This is a genomic window from Komagataeibacter sp. FXV3 (assembly GCF_015155755.1).
Taxonomy (GTDB): Bacteria; Pseudomonadota; Alphaproteobacteria; order Acetobacterales; family Acetobacteraceae; genus Komagataeibacter.
This window is the reverse complement of the sequence record NZ_VWPI01000067.1, coordinates 1-20407: the sequence shown is the minus strand read 5'-3', so window position 1 is coordinate 20407 and position 20407 is coordinate 1. Positions and strand designations below refer to the sequence as shown.

Sequence of the window (20407 nt, the reverse complement as noted above, 5' to 3'; positions counted from 1 at the left end):
GCGGGGCGTGCGAATCAGATGCGGTGTGGGGTAGGATAGGCCCATGTCCCATGCCGATTTTGTCCACCTGCGTGTCCACTCCGCCTATTCCCTCAGCCAGGGGGCCATCCGCGTGCCCGAACTGGTGGCGCTGGCCCACGACATGCGCATGCCCGCCGTCGCCATTACCGATACGGGCAACATGTTCGGCGCGCTGGAATTTTCGCAGTATTGCGGAAAAAAGGGCGTGCAGCCCATTATCGGCTGCCAGATCGGCCTGCCGTCGCGCAGCGACAAGCCCGGCAGCCCGGCCGAACCCGTGGTGCTGCTGGCGCGCAATGCGGAAGGGCTGGCCAACCTGCAGTTCCTGTCCTCGGCGGGGTTCCTGCAGCATGAAACGGATGAACCGACCGTCACCCTCGATGTGCTGTGCGAACGCGCGGGCGGGCTGTTCCTGCTGACGGGGGGCAGCCGGGGACCGCTGTTCCACATGCTGGCCGAAGGGCAGGAAAGGGAGGCAGCACGCCTCATGGACCGCCTGCACGAAGCCTATGGCAGCCACATGGCGGTGGAACTGCACCGCCATGGGCAGGCGGCGGAACGCGCGGTGGAGCCGGGCATGATCGCCATGGCCGACCGCATGGGCCTGCCGCTGGTGGCGACCAATGAATGTTTCTTCCCCAGGCCGGACATGTACGAGGCGCATGACGCGCTGCTGTGTATCGCGCAGGGCCGTACCATGGCCGAACGCGACCGCTGGCGGGTGACACCCGAACACTGGTTCAAACCGCCGGAGGTCATGCGTGAACTGTTCGCCGACCTGCCCGAAGCCTGCGACAACACGCTGGACATCGCGCGCTGCTGCGCCATTGCGGTCGAAACGCGCAAGCCCCTGCTGCCGGTCTGCCCCAAGGTGGAAGAAGGCCAGACCGAAGAACAGACATTGCGGCACATGGCCGTGACCGGCCTGAAAAACCGCCTGTCGCGCATGACTGTCGATGACGACACGCGGACGAAATACGAAGAACGCCTGGCATTCGAACTCGATATCATCGCACAGATGGGTTTCCCCGGTTATTTCATGATCGTGGCCGACTTCATCCAGTGGGCCAAGGCGCATGACATACCCGTGGGGCCGGGCCGTGGTTCGGGTGCCGGGTCGCTTGCGGCATGGGCGCTGACCATTACCGATATCGACCCCATTCCCTTCAACCTGCTGTTCGAACGGTTCCTCAACCCCGAACGCGTGTCGATGCCCGATTTCGATATCGATTTCTGTCAGGACCGGCGTGACGAGGTCATCCGTTACGTCCGCAGCGAATACGGCCCCGACCGCGTGGCCCAGATCATCACGTTCGGTAAACTGCAGGCGCGTGCGGCGGTGCGTGACGTGGGGCGCGTGCTGGGCCTGCCATTCGGCATGGTCAACCGCGTGGCGGAACTGATCCCCAACAATCCCGCGCAGCCCGTGACCCTGAAACAGGCGATCGAGGGGGAGCCGCGCCTGCAGGAAATGCGCGACGAGGACGAGGCCATCGCCCGCCTGCTGGAAATCGGCCAGCAACTGGAAGGCCTGTTCCGCCATGCCAGTACGCATGCGGCAGGCGTTGTGATTGGTGACCGCGAACTGGTGGAACTGGTGCCGCTGTATCGCGATCCCAAAAGCGACATGCTGGTCACGCAGTACAACATGAAGTTCGTGGAGCAGGCGGGACTGGTCAAATTCGACTTCCTCGGCCTGACCACGCTGACCATCCTGCAACGCGCGGTGCAGTTCCTGCACGGCATGGGGGTCGAGGTCGACCTGTCGGCCCTGCCGCTGGATGACGGACTGACCTACGACATGCTGGCGCGCGGCGATACGGGCGGCGTGTTCCAGTTCGAAGGTGCCGGCATGCGCGACGTGCTCAAGCAGATGCGCCCGACCCGGCTGGAAGACCTGATCGCCGCCGTGGCGCTGTACCGTCCCGGCCCCATGGCCAACATTCCCGATTACTGCAGGCGCAAGCATGGGGAGGCATGGGAACCCCCGCACGAGGAAATCCGCGATATCCTGGAAGAGACCTACGGCATCATGGTCTATCAGGAACAGGTCATGCAGATCGCCCAGAAGATGGCGGGCTACAGCCTGGGGGGCGCCGACCTGCTGCGGCGCGCCATGGGCAAGAAGATCCGCGCGGAAATGGACCGCCAGCGCGAGATCTTTACCGAAGGGGCGATGAAGCGCGGGATCGAGCGCGAAAAGGCTGCCGAGGTGTTCGACCTCATGGCCAAGTTTGCCGATTACGGGTTCAACAAATCCCATGCCGCCGCCTACGCGCTGGTATCGTACCAGACGGCGTGGATGAAGGCGAACCATCCCGTCGCCTTTATCGCCGCATGCATGTCGCTTGCGCGTGAAAAGACCGACAAGCTGGCGGGCCTGCGGCAGGAAGCCGACCGGTTGGGCATTCCCATCCTGCCGCCCGACATCAATGCATCCGGCGCGGACTTCACGGTGGAAAAACTGCCCGATGGCAAGGGCTATGGCATCCGCTACGCGCTGGCCGCGGTCAAGAAGGTGGGGCTGAGCGCCATGCAGTCGCTGGTGGCGGTGCGCGGCGACAGGCCCTTTACCGACCTTGAGGACCTGGCCGCCCGCCTTGACCCGCGGCAGGTCAACAAGATGCAGCTGGAAAACCTGGCCCGCGCGGGGGCGTTCGACACCATCCTGCCCAACCGCGCGCAGGCCTGTGGCGGGGCGGAAACCGTGATGCGGCGCGCGCAGGCCAATGCGCAGGAAGCCGCCAGCGGGCAGATCGGCCTGTTTGGCGGTGGTGGCGCCATACCCGCCCAGCGTGAGCCGCTGCGCCTGCCGCGCTGCGCGGACTGGCCCGAATTCGAACGGCTGAACATGGAAGCCGACGCCATTGGCTTCCACCTGACGGGACACCCGCTGGATTCCTACGGCCCGCTCATGCGCAGGCTGGGGGCGGTCAGGGCCACGGGGCTGGAGGCGGCGGCACAGGCGGGCATTGGCCGCGTCAAGATCGCGGGCTGTGTGGTGGACCGCAAGGAACGCCCCACGCGCACGGGGAACAAGATGGCGTGGGTGCGGCTGTCCGATGCGTCGGGCGGGTGTGAAATCACCTTCTTTTCCGAAGTGCTGTCGCGGTCGCGTGAAATCCTGGTGGCGGGCAATGCCGTTGTCGTCACTGCCGACCTGAAGCTGGAGGGCGAGGCACTGCGCATCACGGCGTCCGACGTGATGGAACTGGAACAGGCGGCGGCGGAAGCCGCGGCGGAACTGCGTATCTGGTTCGACCGGGCGGACGCGCTGGAACCGATCCGCGACGTGCTGCTGGGCAATGGCAACGGGCGGGGGCGGGTGATCCTGCTGCCATCGGTCGCGGAAACGCGCGATGTTGAACTGACGCTGTCCGAACGTTACCGCGTGACCCCACGCGTAGCGCAGATGATCAAGGCCATCGAGGGCGTGGGCAAGGTGGAACAGTTCTGACCCCATGGCCCGGCGGGCAGGGATCGCCATGAACCTTGCATGTGCCGGGCCGGGGTGTCATACGCAACCCCTGCCAGTTTTTTTCATTGTCCCTGTCGACGCAATGCCGGATACAGAATGGACCAGACCAATCCCGCTACCACCCTGTCGCACCAGCATGTCACCTTTCCAGACGGATTGCAGCTGGACTGTGGCTTCCACCTTGCACCGGTGGATGTGGCGTACCGCGCCTATGGCACCCTGTCGCCCGCGCGTGACAACGCGATCCTGGTCTGCCACGCGCTGACGGGTGATCAGTACGTGGCCGACCCCCATCCCCTGACCGGCAAGCCCGGATGGTGGGGACGCATGGTCGGGCCGGGGCTGCCGATTGATACCGACCGTTTCTTTGTCATCTGCGTCAATGTGCTGGGCGGGTGCATGGGCACGACCGGCCCGCGCAGCCTGCGGGTGCGTGAAGACGGGACGGAGGAGCCGTGGGGCACCGATTTCCCCGCCATCACCATTCGTGACATGGTGCGCGCGCAGCACCTGCTGGTTGAACATATGGGCATCAGGCGCCTGCTGGCGGTTGTCGGCGGGTCCATGGGTGGCATGCAGGTGCTGGAATGGTGCGCGACCTATCCCGATCAGGTGTTCGCGGCCATGCCGATCGCGACATCCCCTTTCCATTCCGCGCAGAACATCGCCTTTAACGAAGTCAGCCGCCAGGCCATATTCGCCGACCCGCAATGGCATGGTGGCCGGTACTGGGAATGTAACGAGATCCCGGCCCGTGGGCTGGCGGTCGCGCGCATGATGGCGCACATCACATACCTGTCCGAAGCGGCGCTGACACGCAAATTCGGCCGCCGCGTGCGGGCGACCCCCGGACGCGGGGCGGTGGGGGCGCCGGGCGCGCTGTTTGGCGAGATGTTTGAGGTGGAAAGCTACCTGCGCCATCAGGGATCGACCTTCGTGCGGCGGTTTGACGCCAATTCCTACCTGACGATCACGCGGGCGATGGATTATTTCGATCTCGGCGCCGAGCATGATGGCGATATGTCGCGCCCGTTCCGGGGCACGCCCACGCGGTTCTGCATCATATCGTTTTCGTCTGACTGGCTGTTCCCTACGTCACAGGCGCGGCTTTTGGCCCGTGCGCTCAACCAGGTCGCGGCAAACGTATCCTTTGTCGAGATCGACAGTGACAAGGGGCATGATGCCTTCCTGCTGGATGAACCTGATTTTGACCGGACCATCCGTGGCTTCCTGTGCGGGGCGGCGGAACATGCGGGGATTGGCTGACCATGCGGCTTGACCAGCGCCTGATCGCGGGCATGATCCGTCCCCGGACCCGCGTACTGGATGTGGGCAGTGGCGATGGCGCGCTGCTGGACTACCTGTTCCGCAACAGCGGGTGTGACGCGCGCGGGATCGAGATCGACATGCGTGAGGTCACCCGTTCCGTCGCCCACGGCCTGCCGGTCATGCATGGGGATGCGGACCATGATCTGGTCCATTACCCCGACAATGCGTTTGATTACGTGGTGCTGCAGCGCACCCTGCAGGCGGTCGAACGCCCGCGGGAGGTACTGCGCCAGATGCTGCGCATCGGGCGGTATGCCATCGTGTCATTCCCCAATTTCGGCCACTGGCGGCTGCGCATGCAGCTTCTGCTGCGCGGGCGCATGCCCATGACCAGCGTATGGAGCACGCCGTGGTACGACACGCCCAATATCCACCCGTGCACGATCCTCGACTTTTTGACGCTGTGTCGCGATGAGGGTTATGTTGTCCAGCAGTGGATGGCCGTTGATGAAGACGGCGAGCGCGCACCATGGCGGCGTTCGATCCGGCTGGCCAACCTGTTCGGGGAACAGGCGCTGTTCCTGTTACGGCGCAAGGACGCCCCCCGTTAACAAAGTCGCCATGGTGGGAGACGTGACATTGGATACCCTTGAAGCCATCCGGACCCGGCGCGCCATACGGGCCTATGACCCGGATCACAAGATCAGCCCGGCGGATCTGCACAAACTGCTTGCGGCCGCACGCCATGCGCCCTCTGCCTTCAATATCCAGCACTGCCGTTTCGTGGTGGTGCGCGACCCGGCCCTGCGCCGCGCGCTGCGCAAGGTGGCGTGGGACCAGCCGGATGTGACCGATGCCTCCGCGCTGGTCGTGATCTGCGCCGACCGCGATGCGTGGAAAAAAGACCCGGCCCGCTATTTCGATGGCGCGCCCGAGGACGTGAAGCAGCGCATGGCGGAACTGATCCGCAGCTATTACGAAGGCCGAGAATGGGTCCAGCAGGACGAGACCATGCGCAGCGCGGGCCTTGCGGCGCAGACGCTCATGCTGGCCGCCACCGCCATGGGCTACCAGTCCTGCCCCATGGACGGGTTCGATTATGACGCGGTGGGGCGCCTGATCAACCTGCCGGCGGACCATGTGGTGGCGATGTTTGTCGTCATTGGCAAGGGCGTGGAACAGGCCGCGCCGCGCGTGGGCAAGCTGCCCGATGGCGAAGTCATCCTGACCGACCGTTTTCCCCCGTCGTGAACCGGGCCGCCCGTGACGGGCGGGCATAAGGCGGGGGCTGCATGAAAAAGCTTGCGGTTCCCCCCGTAACAATATACAGCCTCAGGCTTGGGAACGGACCGCGCCTGTTCCTTGTGCTGGTTTGATTGCACGTGTCCTTGACGCGGGGGACACGAACAGAAGCAGACTGGACCGGCCTTTATTCCTTACATGATATCCTTGCGACGACAGACCGAGTGCCCCCGTGCATATAAGGGCCGGTGTCGGGTATGTCTGTCAGTTCGCCATCCGGGCATGCAGGTTCCTGCACGCCCCACGGCCCTGTTTTTTTGCGCCAGGAGGCGCCATTCATGACAACGTTTGCCGATCTTCATCTTGCAGAGCCGCTGCTGCGGGCACTGGACGAGGAAGGCTACGCCACGCCCACCCCCATTCAGGCCGGCGCCATTCCCTATCTGCTGGAAGGGCGTGACCTGCTGGGGCTGGCACAGACCGGAACGGGCAAGACCGCGGCCTTCGCGCTGCCAATCCTTGACCGTCTTTTCCGTGAAAAAGGCCGTGCCCACCCAAAGGGCGCGCGCGCGCTGGTACTGGCGCCGACCCGCGAACTGGCATCCCAGATCGGGGAAAGCTTCGCATCCTATGCCCGCCACATGCGCTTCAGCCACGCTGTCGTGTTTGGTGGCGTGGGGCAGGGACGCCAGATCGAGGCCCTGCGCCGCGGCGTGGACGTGCTGGTTGCCGCCCCCGGCCGCCTGCTGGACCTGATGGGGCAGGGGCATGTCGACCTGTCCGGGCTTGAGGTCCTGGTACTGGACGAAGCCGACCGCATGCTGGACATGGGCTTCGTGCGCGATATCCGCAAGATTGTCGCCGCCCTGCCGACCGATCGCCAGACACTGCTGTTCTCGGCCACCATGCCCAAGACCATTTCGGATCTGGCGCACGGCCTGCTGCGTGACCCCGCCACCGTGCAGGTCACGCCGCCGTCCAGCACGGTGGACCGTATCCGCCAGGCGGTGATGTTTGTCGATACCGGCAACAAGCGCGAGGCGCTGAAGCTGCTGGTGGACTCGCCCAAGGTCGAACGCGCCGTGGTGTTCACGCTGATGAAGCATGAAGCCAACAAGGTCGCGGCCTTCCTGAGCGAACACGGCATCACGGCTGAAGCCATTCATGGCAACAAGTCGCAGGGCGCGCGTGAACGCGCCATGTCGGGTTTCCGTTCCGGCAACGTGAAGGTGCTGGTGGCGACCGACATCGCGGCCCGTGGTATTGACGTGGATGACGTGACCCACGTGTTCAACTACGACCTGCCCAACGTTCCCGAAAGCTATGTCCACCGCATTGGCCGCACGGCGCGCGCCGGGCGTGAAGGCTGGGCCGTTTCCCTGTGTGATGCGGAACAGCGCGCATGGCTGCGTGATATTGAAAAGAATATCGGCAAGAAGATCCCGGTTGTGTCCGAACATCCTTACCATTCGGAATCAGCCGAGAATTCCACCATGCGTCCGCCCGTGCTGGGTGGCGGTGGTCGCGGCCGTGGGGGCGGCGGTGGCCGTTCCGGCGGCGGGCGTCCCGGTGGTGGTGGTCGTCCCGCCGGTGGCGGTCGTCCGCCCGGTGGTGGCCGTGGCGGTCGTCCCGGTGGCGGTGGCCGTTCCGGTGGCGCGGGTCGCCGCGCGGTCTGACACCACACGTATGACAGAATGAACAAGGCATCCGGTCCGATGGATCGGGTGCCTTTTTTCGTCTGTCGCAGACTGTCCGTTCATATGTAAAACAGGATATTTTACATAATAAATCATATTGCATTATTTATTATGTAAAATGTATTCATGTTTTTTGTCGGGTCGTTATTGTATGCGGCGCACGATACCTGTTTTTTTAACTGACACCTGAAAATAAATCCGTATTCCACATAATGCCTTGCGGTCCCGACGGCACGTCATTTAATGTGCCTTCCCATTAAGGAAATCACAGGAAAGAGATACCTTTTAAGCGGAACTTTTTGCCATAAGGAATAAATCGTGCCTGGCGCGGGGCGCAATAATGGTCAGTAAAATGTCCTGGCGCGTCTGTTGCATGCATGCGTATCAGCAGGTTTTTATTCAGGTCGGTCTGGTTGCAAAATATGCTAAGGGAATTGTGGCTGAAGTGGGGCGGCAAAGCGTTCATGGCCACGCCGCGCAGGACGAAGTGGCTTGTCTGCTTCCTGCTGACGGGTGGGGCGTTTCTCTGCCTGTCTGTTGGCGACGTTACCCTTGCGCCCGCACAGCAGGCCTATATTTCCATTGGCACGATCAGCCTGTTCTTCTTCCTTAACCGCAAGAAGGGACGGCACGTTACCTGCATCCTCATGATGCTGTCCCTGTTCGTGTCCTTCCGTTACCTGATCTGGCGGCTGGGCAGCACGGTGCAGTTCACCGGTCCGCTGCAGATTGTCATGTCGATCGCCCTGCTTCTGGCTGAGGGATACGCGCTGTCCACCCTGTGCCTGAGCTATTTCCAGATGTCATGGCCCCTGGGCCGCAAGCCGCACAACCTTCCGGACAACACCGATGAGTGGCCGGTGGTGGATGTCTATGTCCCATCCTATAACGAGGATCTGGAACTGGTGCGTTCGACCGTACTGGGGGCGATGGACCTGCACTGGCCCGCAGATAAGCTGAATGTCTATATCCTGGATGACGGGCGGCGGAAGTCCTTTTACGATTTTGCAAGGGAATCCGGCGCGGGTTACATCATCCGTTCAGAGAACAACCACGCCAAGGCCGGCAACCTCAATCACGCGATGAAGATCACCAAGGGGGAGTTCGTGGTCATTTTCGATTGTGACCATGTGCCCACCCGGTCCTTCCTGCTCAAGACCATTGGCTGGATGGTGGCGGATCCCAAGCTGGCGCTGCTGCAGACGCCGCACCATTTCTATTCCCCCGATCCGTTCCAGCGCAACCTTGCCGCGGGCTATGACGTACCGCCTGAAGGCAACATGTTCTATGGGCTGGTGCAGGATGGCAATGATTTCTGGGATGCGACATTCTTCTGCGGTTCATGTGCCGCCATCCGCCGTTCGGCGCTGCTGAGTGTCGGCGGCTTCGCGACCGAAACGGTTACGGAAGATGCCCATACCGCGCTGAAGATGCAGCGCAAGGGGTGGGGGACGGCCTATCTGTGCCAGCCATTGGCCGGTGGACTGGCCACCGAACGGCTGATCCTGCATATCGGCCAGCGCGTGCGCTGGGCGCGTGGCATGCTGCAGATCATGCGGCTGGACAACCCCCTGATGGGCGGTGGCCTGCGGTGGGAACAGCGGCTGTGCTACCTGTCGGCCATGTCGCACTTCCTGTTTGCCATCCCACGGGTAACCTTCCTTGTCTCACCGCTGGGGTTCCTGTTTTTCGGGCAGAACATCATCGCGGCATCCCCCTTTGCCATCATGGTCTATGCGCTGCCGCATATTTTCCATTCCATCATGACCCTGTCCCGGATCGAGGGGCGGTGGCGCTATTCCTTCTGGAGCGAGATTTACGAGACCTCGCTCGCGCTGTTCCTTATCCGCATCACCATCGTCACCCTGCTGCAGCCGCACAAGGGCAAGTTCAACGTGACGGACAAGGGCGGGCTTCTGGCGCGCGGGTATTTCGATTTCAGCGCGGTGTACCCCAACGCCATCATGGCGCTGATCCTGTTTGCGGGAATGGTGCGCGGCATACTGGGCATGATTTTCCAGTACCATCAGAAACTGGCGTTCCAGTCCTTCTTGCTCAACACGTTATGGATCACCATCAGCCTGATCGTGGTGCTGGCGTCCATCGCGGTGGGGCGCGAGACGCGACAGATCCGGCACAAGCCCCGCGTGCGGGCCAAGCTGCCTGTCGAGGTCTGTTTTGCCGATGGCGCGGCATATCATGCCCATACGACGGATATTTCGCTGGGTGGGGCGGGGGTAACCCTCAACCTGTCGACACAGCTTGAGACCCCGATGGACATCATCCTGCGGTACAGCAAGCCCGATGACGGGATCGAGGTGGCGGTGCCTGCCACCATTCTCGGGCAGCGTGGTTCGTGGCTGCATCTGCAATGGAAAAATGAAACGCTGGAGCAGGAACGCCAGATTGTCAGCTTTGTATTCGGTCGAAGCGATGCATGGCATAACTGGGCCGATTTCAAGGATGACCGACCGTTGAACAGCATATATCAGGTCATAAAAAGCATAGGCGGCCTTCTGTCCCCGCCTTACCTGTGGGATCTCAGCCCGGCGCAGGAATCTGAAGAAAGTGATGAAAGCGTGCACAAGGAAGAAACGCTGGAAAAAAAGAGCCTTGTGGTGCCGCCTGTCCATCGGGGCATTGGCTATGGCGTGACCATGATGGCGGCAGGGATGGGCATGTTGCTGTCGGTGATGACGCCCGCACGGGCGCAGGAGCCCGTCTCCCCCCCGCCCGTGCCGCCGGCAGCCGTGGCACCTGTCGCCGCGCCGCCTGTATCCCCACCGGTTTACAGTACGACGGGCGTGTCGCGCCTGACCCCGCTGGGCGATACCAACAGTGGCGATATCCCGCCCGTGGGCAGTGTGGCGGACCCCAGGCTGGCGGACCGGGTGGCCGATACCGAAATTACGCGCACCATTCCGTTTCATGACCTTGGCCTTGAAAACGGCCCCCTGACCCTGCGTGGTTTTTCACCATTGCAGGGTATTGACGTGGTGGTGCCGGCCAACCGCGTGGTGACCCATGCAACGCTGAAACTGTCAGGGGCGATTTCGCCCTCGCTGCTGCCCGAAGCCACGGCGCTGACCGTCACCCTGAATGAACAGTATGTCGGCACGATCCGCATCGATCCCACGCACCCGACCTTCGGTCCGATGGAAATCGAGGTCGATCCGCTTTATTTCACGGGTGACAACAAGCTCAATTTCCATTTTGCCGGTGAATACAGGCGTGACTGCAACGACCTGTACAATGACGTGCTGTGGGCCCAGATATCGGATCAGTCCAGCATTACCCTGACCACGGCGCGGATCGTGCCCGAACGTGACCTGAGTCGGTTGCCGGTACCCTTTTTCGATCCCAATCTGAAGGTGGCCATGCGGGTGCCGGTGGTCATGCCCGCGTCATCACCGGGGGAGGACATCATGCGCGCGGGGGGGCTTGTCGCCTCATGGTTCGGCAAGCTGGCTGACTCGCGCCTGCTATCTTTTCCCGTGTCGCGCAGCATGCCGGCATCGGGCAATGCCATTGAAATCGGGCAGAATATTCCTGTTGATGACCAGGGACACATGCCTGCTGGCCCGACGCTGCTGGAAATCGCCAATCCCAATGACAGGTGGGGCACCGTCCTGATCGTAACCGGGCGCACGCCGCACGAGGTTGAGGTCGCGGCCCGTGCGCTGGTGTTTTCGCCCGATACGCTGGGCAACATGTCATCTGCCGTGGTGCAGGATGTTACCCTGCGCCCCCGCGCGCCATATGATGCACCAGCTTTCATCCCGACGGATCGCCCGGTGCGCTTTGGTGAACTGGTGACAGCGGGCGACCTGCAGGCTGGCGGGTTTGCGCCCGGTACGCTGCATGTGCCGTTTCACCTGCCGCCCGACCTGTATACGTGGCATGGCCTGCCTTTCCTGATGGATCTGTGGGTGCGCACGCCGGATAACCCGGTGGTGGATATCAGCGCGTCCCGTCTGGATGTCAGTCTCAACAACTCCTACCTGCAAAGCTATTCGCTGCTGGGCAACAGCCTGTGGCGCATGTGGTCGGAACGGATGGTTACCCAGCATGCAGGCGCGGTGGGGCACGTCACGGCGCTACCGTCATGGCTTCTGTTTGGGCAAAATGACCTGCAGTTCAACTTTGATACCCGTCCGGTGGACCGTGGAGCCTGTCGCCGTACGCCCGATAACCTGCGTCTGGGGATTGATTCGGATTCCGTGCTGGATTTCCGGCGCGGGGTGCATTTCGCGACCCTGCCCAACCTCTCCTATTTTTCTGAAATCGGGTTTCCGTTTTCGCGCATGGCCGACCTTGGGGAAACCACGGTGGTTTTGCCGCCCACGCCGGATACCGACACGATCGGGGCCTATCTTGACCTGATGGGCTTCATGGGATCGGTGACATGGTATCCCGCCGCAGGGGTGCATTTTGCCACGACGGCGGATATCGCGCAGAATCCGCCTTCGGGCGATATCATCCTGCTGGCGCCAGTGGGGCAGATGGGGGCGGCAACTTCCCTGCTGTCACGTTCGGCATACCAGATTGACGATGGCCATATCCATGTCGGTCAGGATATGGGGCTGCAGGGTATCTGGTACATGTTCCAGGACCGTGACGGCAGCGGACTGCGCAATGGGGTGACCGCCAACCTGAATGCCCCGGTGCGCAACGCCGCGATGATGATCGGGGCGGAATCCCCCTATGCAAGCCATCGTTCTGTTCTGGCGCTGCTGGGGGATGATGGCGCGCATATCCATGACCTGGTCACCAGCCTGCATGACCGCAAGGCCCTGTCCAGCCTGCAGGGTGACCTGGTGCTGAAGAACGGTGACAAATTCACGACCTATCGCACATCGCCCACCTATACGGTGGGCAGGTTGCCGCTGTGGATGTGGGTGGACTGGTTCCTGTCGCGGCACCCGATCCTGATGTACCTGTGTGGTGTGACGGGCGCGATCATGCTGGGAACTGGCGCATGGCTGTGGCTGCGGGCCCGGGCGCGCCGACGGGTGCGTGAACAGGCCGAGGCCGATGAAGCGGTACGCATGGCGGAACATGCATCTGAAGACTGATCGGGCGGGGCGCAGGCAACGTATGTGCCTGCGCCCGTGTCGTCCGCAGCCTGTGGTACGGATCATGGGGCAGTGCAGGGACGGCGGACCCATGGTTCGCGGCGCAGGAAAGGGGGGAGGGATCTGGCATCCGTATGATGGAACAGGCCATTCCCGTATGGAATATCACTACTGTCACGTCATCGTTTGATGGGTGCGCGGCATTGTGACGGCATCATATTTTCAGGGAATGTGGCGGAGAGGGTGGGATTCGAACCCACGGTACGCTCACACGCACGGCGGTTTTCAAGACCGCTGCCTTCAACCGCTCGGCCACCTCTCCATATCGTCTGTTTAGCTAGGTATTCCGCCGCCGTCTAGATGTTACCATGCACAAAAACCGCTGCATTCATGTGGTTACTGTGCCGTCTTTTGTGCCGACATGCATTACCCGGTCCAGTTCATCCGCCGTAAGGGCCGACAGGTAGATTTCAGTTGTCTTGACCGATGTGTGTCCCAGATGGCGGCTCAAACGGTAGATGTCGCCGCCTGCCTTGAGCCAACGGATAGCGAAGGCATGGCGGAGGTCATGGATACGAAAGCGGGTGAAGGAGATGCTCTCGACTTCGCATCGCGCCATCACCCGGCGCATGACCTGTCCATAGTTTGAGGCCGCATTTCGATAAGGCTTTCCATACCGGTTCGGGAACAGGCAACCGGTAAGAGGTGCTTGCTCCAGCAACGCGGTTGCGTCTCCACCTGGCGTGACCCATGCGATCGTGCGTGGCCGACTCGTCTTGGTGCGGAGCAGTCGGATCTGTTGGCGTTCATGGTCCACGTTATCTCCCGTCAGGCTGACAGCTTCATTTTCCCGCATGCCCGTCTGTTCCAGAAGATCGAGAATCGCGGCCATGCCGGGTGGACAGGCGGCCCTGAACCGCGCCACCGAATCCGGGCAGGGCGGCGTAATCGGATCGCGCCGTTCGCGGATGATCGTGCGGTCAAAGGACAGGGCCGGGTTGCTGGTGATCCAGCCCCACGCCACGCAGGCCGACAGCAGGCGGGAAAGGGCAGTCAGGTCTCGGCGAATCGTAGCATTGGTCACGCTGCCTGACCGGCTGGATACGAAATTGGAAATCAGGCGCGTGGTGATGTCGCGCACACGAACGCCCTTGAATGTATCTTCCAGACTGCGGATTGAGATGGTGTAGCGTCGCATGGTCTGGGGCTTGACCGAGGTTGCCAGCACTTCGGTAATCCAGCGGATGACGGCTTCTTCAAAAAGCTGATCGCTGTCCCCGGTTACGGCCTCGCGCTCGAGTTCCGTTTTCCACTGCTTGAGCCTGCGCCGGGCTTCCCGCGGGTCAGCCGTGCGTAGGCTGCTTCTATGCTCGCGGCCGGCAATCTGGAGCCGCCCCCAATACGTTTTGCCTCGAAGGTAGATGTTGGCGTTGGTGCGGCCTGACAAACCCGGGCCTCCTGATTGTTGATCCATGCGTGGATCTTGATGGGATCGAATGTCCAGATCCGGCCGAACTTGGCCGCACCGGGTATCTGCCCGGCTGCGGCCAGCTTCTGGATCTGGCGGGTGGAAAGGGTGGTGACCCGGGCGACATCGGCCAGACGCACCCGCTGCGTGATCTGGGGGATGGTGTCCATGCTGCTATCGCCCCGCGATTTCCGTAGCGATGAGTGCTGCGAGGTATTGCCGTTCCTCGATGGTAGCGTTCGGGTTCAGCACGGCCCAGGTCCGGGCCAGCATACAGAGCGATCGCGAGGTTGTTGGTTCGGTCAAAGGGATGTTGCGCGCCTTGCGGTCATAGGCATGCGGCTCAGGGTTGAATCGGGGGAGGCGGGGAACTTCATCACCCATGCTGAGGTCAGTCACGATGTTTTCTCCTTCTGGAGCACGAAGGGCGGCAGGCCCTCGCGCGTGCGCCATGCGTTGATATGGGCCAGCGTGTCCCGGCAGGCGGGTGGCAGCCGGTTGGTGCGGGCCCATGCCGCGATTTCCTGTACGGTCGCGCGGATATGGCCTGCAGTTGCTGCCTGCTGGTGATGGAGCATCTGCAGGGCCGCGATGCTGAACGCGCCATCGCGCGTGCGGAGGGTGAGGGGCAGCCGGGCCGGAGTGGCTTCCTGCTGTGCGGCCTGCTTGCGTCGGGCTGCCTCGCGCAGGCTTTCAGCATCGGGGTGTGGGTCGTCCTCCTGCAGCACGCGGATCAGGCGCTGACGGATGGAGGTGCCATGCACCCCGAACACCCTGCCGATATCCGTCCAGGACCGTGCTTCAGTTCGCATAGAACGGATCAGGGCATCGTCCTGCGGGGTATAGCGCCGGTCGGTTTTGCGGGCAGCCATTACGCATGTCCCGGCGTGTGATGAATGTTGGCGATCGGCCGCAGTTCATTGCGGCGGAAGGCGGCGCCATCGGCGATCTGCTGCATGAACCCGACGATTTCTTTATCCGAGTAGCCCTGCTGCGTGTAGCTGCGGGCCATGCTTAGCAGGTGGCCCTGCAGGCGCAGGCAGAATGCGGCTTCGTTATCCGCTGCCCCCAGTTCCGCAATCAGCGCACCCATGCCGCGGGGCGTGATCGAGATGTTGTCGAGATCATCGCTCATGACGAGGCTCCCATGGCCAGCGTGTCGCGGGCGAGGGCGGCTAGCATGTTCTGGGCACAATCCAGCCGTTCGGAGGGTTCGAGCAGGTCAGGGGCAAACAGGGACAGGGCATGCGCTCGGGCGGTATTGCCTGCCGGGGTATGGGCTTCCAGCGCAGTGATCCGTTCCATCAGCGCTCGGCTTTCTTCCTCAAATGGGGCGCATGCGAGTGTGGCAGCATCCTCTTCCTGCCGAGTTTTAGCCTCAGTCCAGAGCCTGTTGCTTCGGGCCTCAAGCACACAAAAGCGATTGCAGTCATTGATCAGGGCAACGTCTGGGCTGACGCCGGACTGCGGAGCAACGGAAGCCAGATGGCGGGTAAGGGCAACCAGATTGTCGGGATCGCCTTCCATCTCACGGCCTGAGCGCAGACCACCGTCGTCCTCGATGATCGCCTGAGCCATGGCGGCAAAACCCTGTAGCGTGGTGGGTTTGCAGAGCATGAGATCGTTGATCTTGTGACCTCGTTCCCCAAACAGTTTATCCATTGCTTCATTGCTGGCTTTGGTATTTGGGGCCTGGGCATATGCTGCTTCAACATGCCGCCCGAACGCCGTGGCTGCCGTTGCCTTCGCTATGATCGACGCATCCCGGCCGGTAGGCGATGGCAGATGCCCATCCAGAATGGCTGAGACCAGCATGCGGGGGATGTTTTCCAGTGCAGGGCACTCGTCCCCTTCGGCAATGGAATCCTCAAGCGTGCGCGTGATCCGTGCCAGGTTGACTACATCTTCCGCCGACTGGACGGTCTGGGCTTGTGTGGCGTCCACATTGGCCCAATAGTCCATAAGGACCTGCGGGCCATTATCGACAGGCCATTCGTCAGCAGGAAAATCCCTGATTTCGATAAACTGCCGTTCCATCGTATCGGCCAGATCGCGTAGGGCCGATGGCGTGACTTCCGCTGGCGTGCCGAGGATGCGCTGGATTTCATAAAAAGGGTCCACCGGCGCCAGCGCATCGACATTGATACCGAGGGCAATGAGATGCTTCAGCGTGCCGCAGACGCCGCGCTGTAACTGCGCCGTATATTTGTCGATATCCTCCCGGCTGAGGTTGAAGCCCTCCAGCATTCCCAAAGGGTCAATCATGGCGCTCAGAATGGCAGCCACGTCATGCAGGTTGTTGGGCTGCTTCGTGGACATAAGGTCGACGAGAGAATCGCGCTCCCTGTCATAGCGGCTAAAGGAGGCTCCCCTGCAACCTTCTGTCTTTTCCAGTTCATCGAGAATATGACGCACCGTGGCCAACCGTCGTCCGATCTGGGTCGGCGTGGCAAAAGCAGGCAGATCGGCGGCAACCGGGGCCGCAGCCTGCTCCAGAACCCGGTCAATCTGGTCCTCCACAACAAAGGCGGGCGCAGGCGTCTGGACGCACTTCGGGCGTGAGAGGGTTTCGGACATTTTTCGATTTCCTTGGATACTTGTGTCAGGCTGGTAATGGCAGCCGATGGGGATTGATTACTTGTTCAGGGTGGACGGTCAGGGGAACGGGGTAGGGACCGATCCGCCCTGCACATCCTCGATAATCATGATCCGACGCTGGACTGGCGACGGTGTGGGCTTGGTGCCGTTCACGGCATCCAGCACCGCGTTCTCGGCTACGCTGAGCAGTTCCCGCGGCGGCCGGGGCAGTCCCGCCTTCATCCATGCCCATGCACCGGCTGACTTGCCCCACTGGCGCGAAGCCTGCCGGCACGCGCCGATGCGGGCGTTCAGTTCGGTCGGTTCCATGGTGGCCAGCGTATTGCGGGGCAGGTCCGGCTGCCGGGGCGCGCGGAAGTAGCCGGTGACCAGTTCGCGCTGCACCGTCCATGCCAGATCGTCCGTGAAGGACTTCACCAGCATCAGGTAACCGCTTTCGGTCAGCAGGGTCAGGCCATTGGGGGCGGTAAACCCAAGCTCTCTGGCTTCGTCCGGATTTCGGACGAAGTAATCTTCCCCCTCAACAAAGCGGCGCTTGTTTTCATTGAAGCGCTTGCGGGCCGTGTCTTTGGGGCGGCCATGCAGATCGTCAATCATAGCCAGCGTGACGACGCGCTGGCCCAGATATTCCAGAATGGAGACCGGTCGGCCATTGATCGTGACGTTGCTCATACCGCACCCCCTTCACGTAGGGCAGGGAACAATGACAGCAGCCGTTCACGCGCCTTGCCACCATAGAACATTTCATGTTCCACGGAATTGTCGTTCAGCGTTTCCGCCATGTCCTGCGCGATCTCGTACACCCGACGGTCGTCCAGGTTGAGGGCGAGCAGTTCCAGCACGTTTTCCCACATCAGGCACAGCTTGCTGCACTGGTCATCGGCCAGCGCAATCAGCTTCTCGCGCGACAGGTGCTGGATGGCCTCGCCAAAGTCGATTTCAGCGTGGGACAGGGGAGCGGATGTTTGGTTCGCCAGATTGGGAGAACCAATGTCCGCATCCGTCCGTTTTGCGGACGCATGCTGGAGCACAAGGGATTTCCTTGCCGCCGTCCGCTTCGCCCTTTCATCGCTGCGTGTCTTTTCAAGAATGGTGACCAGTTCACTGGCCATGGTCCGGACCCGGCCTGCCGCGCGATCTTCAAGCCACCGCTTGAGATCCGGCGGCAGGCGGAAGTGCACTCGCGCACCCTCGATCCGTCCGTGTCGTCCTGACATATAAGCCTCTCCCGACTCAAAATGAGTGTCTCACCAGCGTCTGGAGGTATATCGGCCACGGGATTTCCGTGGGGTCAGCCGCTCCGTCAGCAGGTAGTGGGCTTAAAGTCTCCTAAAGAGACGCCTTGCGTCAAGGGAAAAGTCTCCAAAAGAGACAAATATCACTCATGTCGAATTCACTTCCCTTTTGATGGAAGGAACACAATATGAACATACTCAGAGGAGAAACCGATGGCCGCTACCGAACGAATCATCTTCCAGCCGTATATCTGGGGAAAGCCCAAACGGGGTGCTGCCCAGCTTGAGCCAGGCACGCCCATCGTGTGCCGGTCGGTAGAGGAAGGCAGGCGCAGGACTGATAAGGTCGCCGCTCGCGGCACGTCTATGGCCGGAGCAATCTTGGTCCGCATGGAAGTGGACGAGGATGCTGGGGACTACGGTGAGCCGGAGATCCTTGAGAGCGTGGGGGATGTGCCGGAGATGGAGGATTAGGCATAAAAAACCCCGCCGGAGCGGGGCGGGGGATTATTCTATTTCTCTGCGGACAATCTTACCAAGGGCCTTCGGAACCGATCCCGGCGGCAATTGCGGCGCTTTTGTTTGCAAATAATTAGTAAACTTTCCGCCCATTATATACACGTTCTTCAGCCAAATGCGGTAATCACCCAACGCTCCCATAGGATAGCATTTAGCCGTCTGAGGATTGGAGCGAGCTTGTGGGTGGCTGTCTGGGTAACGGTGAGGAAAGCTATTTGGAGCACCATATTTTAAATGGAGATCCTTGTCTTTCCAGTGTTTAGACCATGCAATGCCTATCGAAATATCTGGAACGGTTTTAGGGCCAACAGGTATTCCTGCCATAATCATTTCGTATATTAAAGTATTTGCTTCATTGAAAATGCAAAAATACCCATCAGGGGCAGACTGGTAATTTAAGGCAATACGTTCATGCCACGCTACCATATTTACGTTTTCCGCTGCATTTGGATTGTATCCAACACGGCGGTATATTTCTTCGGTCAGTTTACTGCCAGCAAGTTTTCTAAAATTGCTCTGGGCTTCTGGTTGGCAGTTAGGACCCGCCCCAAATGCATAGTATTGCAGAACGGCCAAACACACATGGACGGGATAGCAAAAATGCACTTTCCCCGCATGAGGAACTTCAATATGCGGCAGATCTGGAGGTGTCTCACCATCTTCTGACAAAAGTTCTCGAATGGCAGCAATCCGAGGCTTGTAAGGTAACTCGTTCTATTGAGAGCTGATTGTCCCGATATGGGCATTCTTGACACCGCAGAGAAGAGCCAGTCCTCGCTGGTTTAGATAGGGTGTTCCATCAGAAAGAACGCCCATTCCCAGCGTGTCTTCCTCTGCTTCCATGGCAGAAAATAGCATCGGTTGGCGCCGTTTTTCATTGATTCTCTCTTTGCTAGAATTCTGCGATAGTATATTGATTTTCTTAGTCAATTTGATGATTCCCTCTAAATCGAAATGAAATTATTTGCTTAAAAAATATGCAAATTATGCGACTATTGCCGCATAACCCATATCCAAATTCCGTATATCAACCACGCGGTCGGTTCTGCTATCGTTCCGTGAGAACGAAAGAGAAACAATGAACGGGAACGCGGCTAAAGACCTATGGACACCGGGGAATGGATCAGGCTGCATTGGTATCAATTCGGGCTTTGAGGAGCGCCATCAGGCCCAAGCGCTCTTCCTCGTTCATCGCGCGCCATATCTTGAGAAGGATCCGCTCAAAGTCATCATGAGCAGCATCCTCGGCACTCTGGATCGCAGGAACCGGAAAGCCCGCAAGGTAGTCCAGGGAAACATCGTAATACTGCGCTAAGGCGGTGATCGTCTTGATGCTTCCATCCTTTTTTCCGGCCTCGATGTCGGAAAGATAAGAACGGCTGATCCCCACGGCCTCACCAACGTCAATCTGGTTGAGACCCTTTTCCTCGCGGATATGCCGTAGCCGTGTGCCAATGGTGTCACTCATTGGGACATCATTTCATCATTTCCAAATTAATGTGCCGCCCTAAGAGACGTTTTTGCTTGACCTGCATGGTCTCCATAAGAGACATATTGGGTATGAAACCAGCAGAACTCATCTCCCGAGCCGGTGGGGCATGTAAACTGTCCCGTGCCCTCGGGATGAAAACGCATTCCGCCGTGCTGAAGTGGAAGGCGATCCCCGTCTGTCACCTGATGTTGATTTTCACTGAGAACTGACCCGGGTAGGGCGGAAATTTTCATCGAGATTTGACCCATGCCTTCACACTCCCCGGCAGCATCTGCTGGGGGTTTGAGGAGTGATTGACATGGAGCTTCTGAGT

17 protein-coding genes and 1 tRNA gene are annotated in these 20407 nt (G+C 60.7%); 8 read left to right on the top strand and 10 right to left on the bottom strand.

The annotated features are described in order from the left end of the window. The first annotated feature begins 43 nt into the window (after positions 1-43). From dnaE to bcsA, 6 genes are all read left to right on the top strand, one after another. The gene (gene dnaE, locus F1542_RS06600) at positions 44-3478 is read left to right on the top strand and encodes a DNA polymerase III subunit alpha (RefSeq protein ID WP_193732343.1); all 3435 of its coding nucleotides are present in this window, start codon (positions 44-46) and stop codon (positions 3476-3478) included. Positions 3479-3595: 117 nt separating this feature from the next. Next, complete coding sequence (locus F1542_RS06595; RefSeq protein ID WP_193732342.1) at positions 3596-4765, top strand: homoserine O-acetyltransferase; 1170 nt, start codon at positions 3596-3598, stop codon at positions 4763-4765. Positions 4766-4767: 2 nt separating this feature from the next. After that, positions 4768-5379: a methionine biosynthesis protein MetW gene (metW, locus tag F1542_RS06590; RefSeq protein WP_010506332.1), complete on the top strand. Its 612-nt coding sequence runs from the start codon at positions 4768-4770 to the stop codon at positions 5377-5379. Positions 5380-5407: 28 nt separating this feature from the next. Continuing rightward, the gene (locus F1542_RS06585; RefSeq protein WP_193732363.1) at positions 5408-6019 is read left to right on the top strand and encodes a nitroreductase family protein; all 612 of its coding nucleotides are present in this window, start codon (positions 5408-5410) and stop codon (positions 6017-6019) included. 329 nt (positions 6020-6348) lie between these two features. Further along, positions 6349-7686: a DEAD/DEAH box helicase gene (locus tag F1542_RS06580; protein ID WP_193732341.1), complete on the top strand. Its 1338-nt coding sequence runs from the start codon at positions 6349-6351 to the stop codon at positions 7684-7686. Positions 7687-8171: 485 nt separating this feature from the next. Next, positions 8172-12782, top strand: a complete 4611-nt coding sequence (bcsA, locus tag F1542_RS06575) for a UDP-forming cellulose synthase catalytic subunit (protein WP_408886242.1) — start codon at positions 8172-8174, stop codon at positions 12780-12782. Between the two features lie 232 nt (positions 12783-13014). On the opposite strand, the gene F1542_RS06570 is transcribed toward bcsA, so the two are convergent. Together F1542_RS06570 and F1542_RS06565 are read right to left on the bottom strand one after the other, a co-directional pair. After that, positions 13015-13104: transfer RNA gene (locus F1542_RS06570), tRNA-Ser, on the bottom strand. Positions 13105-13170: 66 nt separating this feature from the next. After that, positions 13171-14229 carry a site-specific integrase gene (locus F1542_RS06565; protein WP_193732339.1) on the bottom strand — a complete coding sequence of 353 codons (1059 nt, stop codon included), beginning with the start codon at positions 14227-14229 and terminating at the stop codon, positions 13171-13173. 29 nt (positions 14230-14258) lie between these two features. On the opposite strand from F1542_RS06565, the gene F1542_RS06560 reads away from it, so the two are divergent. Then, positions 14259-14447, top strand: coding sequence for a hypothetical protein (locus F1542_RS06560; RefSeq protein ID WP_193732338.1), 189 nt, complete (start codon positions 14259-14261; stop codon positions 14445-14447). Here F1542_RS06560 and F1542_RS06555 read toward each other — a convergent pair. The 6 genes from F1542_RS06555 to F1542_RS06530 all read right to left on the bottom strand — a co-directional run bounded on the left by F1542_RS06555 (position 14425) and on the right by F1542_RS06530 (position 18065). Then, positions 14425-14649 (bottom strand): hypothetical protein, encoded by a 225-nt coding sequence (locus F1542_RS06555; RefSeq protein ID WP_193732364.1) that lies wholly within the window; start codon positions 14647-14649, stop codon positions 14425-14427. The two genes, F1542_RS06560 and F1542_RS06555, sit on opposite strands and share 23 nt — an antisense overlap. Next, positions 14646-15122, bottom strand: coding sequence for a hypothetical protein (locus tag F1542_RS06550; RefSeq protein ID WP_193732337.1), 477 nt, complete (start codon positions 15120-15122; stop codon positions 14646-14648). The genes F1542_RS06555 and F1542_RS06550 overlap by 4 nt, the downstream gene beginning before the upstream one ends. Further along, complete coding sequence (locus F1542_RS06545) at positions 15122-15385, bottom strand: hypothetical protein (protein WP_193732336.1); 264 nt, start codon at positions 15383-15385, stop codon at positions 15122-15124. Before F1542_RS06545 ends, F1542_RS06550 begins: the two co-directional genes overlap by 1 nt. Then, positions 15382-16827 (bottom strand): hypothetical protein, encoded by a 1446-nt coding sequence (locus tag F1542_RS06540; RefSeq protein WP_193732335.1) that lies wholly within the window; start codon positions 16825-16827, stop codon positions 15382-15384. The genes F1542_RS06545 and F1542_RS06540 overlap by 4 nt, the downstream gene beginning before the upstream one ends. Positions 16828-16905: 78 nt before the next feature. Further along, complete coding sequence (locus F1542_RS06535; protein WP_193732334.1) at positions 16906-17520, bottom strand: ORF6N domain-containing protein; 615 nt, start codon at positions 17518-17520, stop codon at positions 16906-16908. After that, positions 17517-18065, bottom strand: coding sequence for a hypothetical protein (locus F1542_RS06530; protein WP_193732333.1), 549 nt, complete (start codon positions 18063-18065; stop codon positions 17517-17519). The genes F1542_RS06535 and F1542_RS06530 overlap by 4 nt, the downstream gene beginning before the upstream one ends. A 231-nt stretch (positions 18066-18296) precedes the next feature. Here F1542_RS06530 and F1542_RS06525 point away from each other — a divergent pair, with 231 nt between their 5' ends. Next, a complete protein-coding gene (locus F1542_RS06525) occupies positions 18297-18557 on the top strand; it encodes a hypothetical protein (RefSeq protein ID WP_193732332.1) in 261 nt (86 codons plus the stop codon). Between the two features lie 33 nt (positions 18558-18590). Here the strand turns inward: F1542_RS06525 and F1542_RS06520 are convergent, their stop codons facing one another. Further along, positions 18591-19271 (bottom strand): hypothetical protein, encoded by a 681-nt coding sequence (locus tag F1542_RS06520; protein ID WP_193732331.1) that lies wholly within the window; start codon positions 19269-19271, stop codon positions 18591-18593. Between the two features lie 454 nt (positions 19272-19725). Further along, positions 19726-20070 carry a helix-turn-helix domain-containing protein gene (locus F1542_RS06515; RefSeq protein ID WP_182355734.1) on the bottom strand — a complete coding sequence of 115 codons (345 nt, stop codon included), beginning with the start codon at positions 20068-20070 and terminating at the stop codon, positions 19726-19728. Positions 20071-20407: the final 337 nt, after the last annotated feature.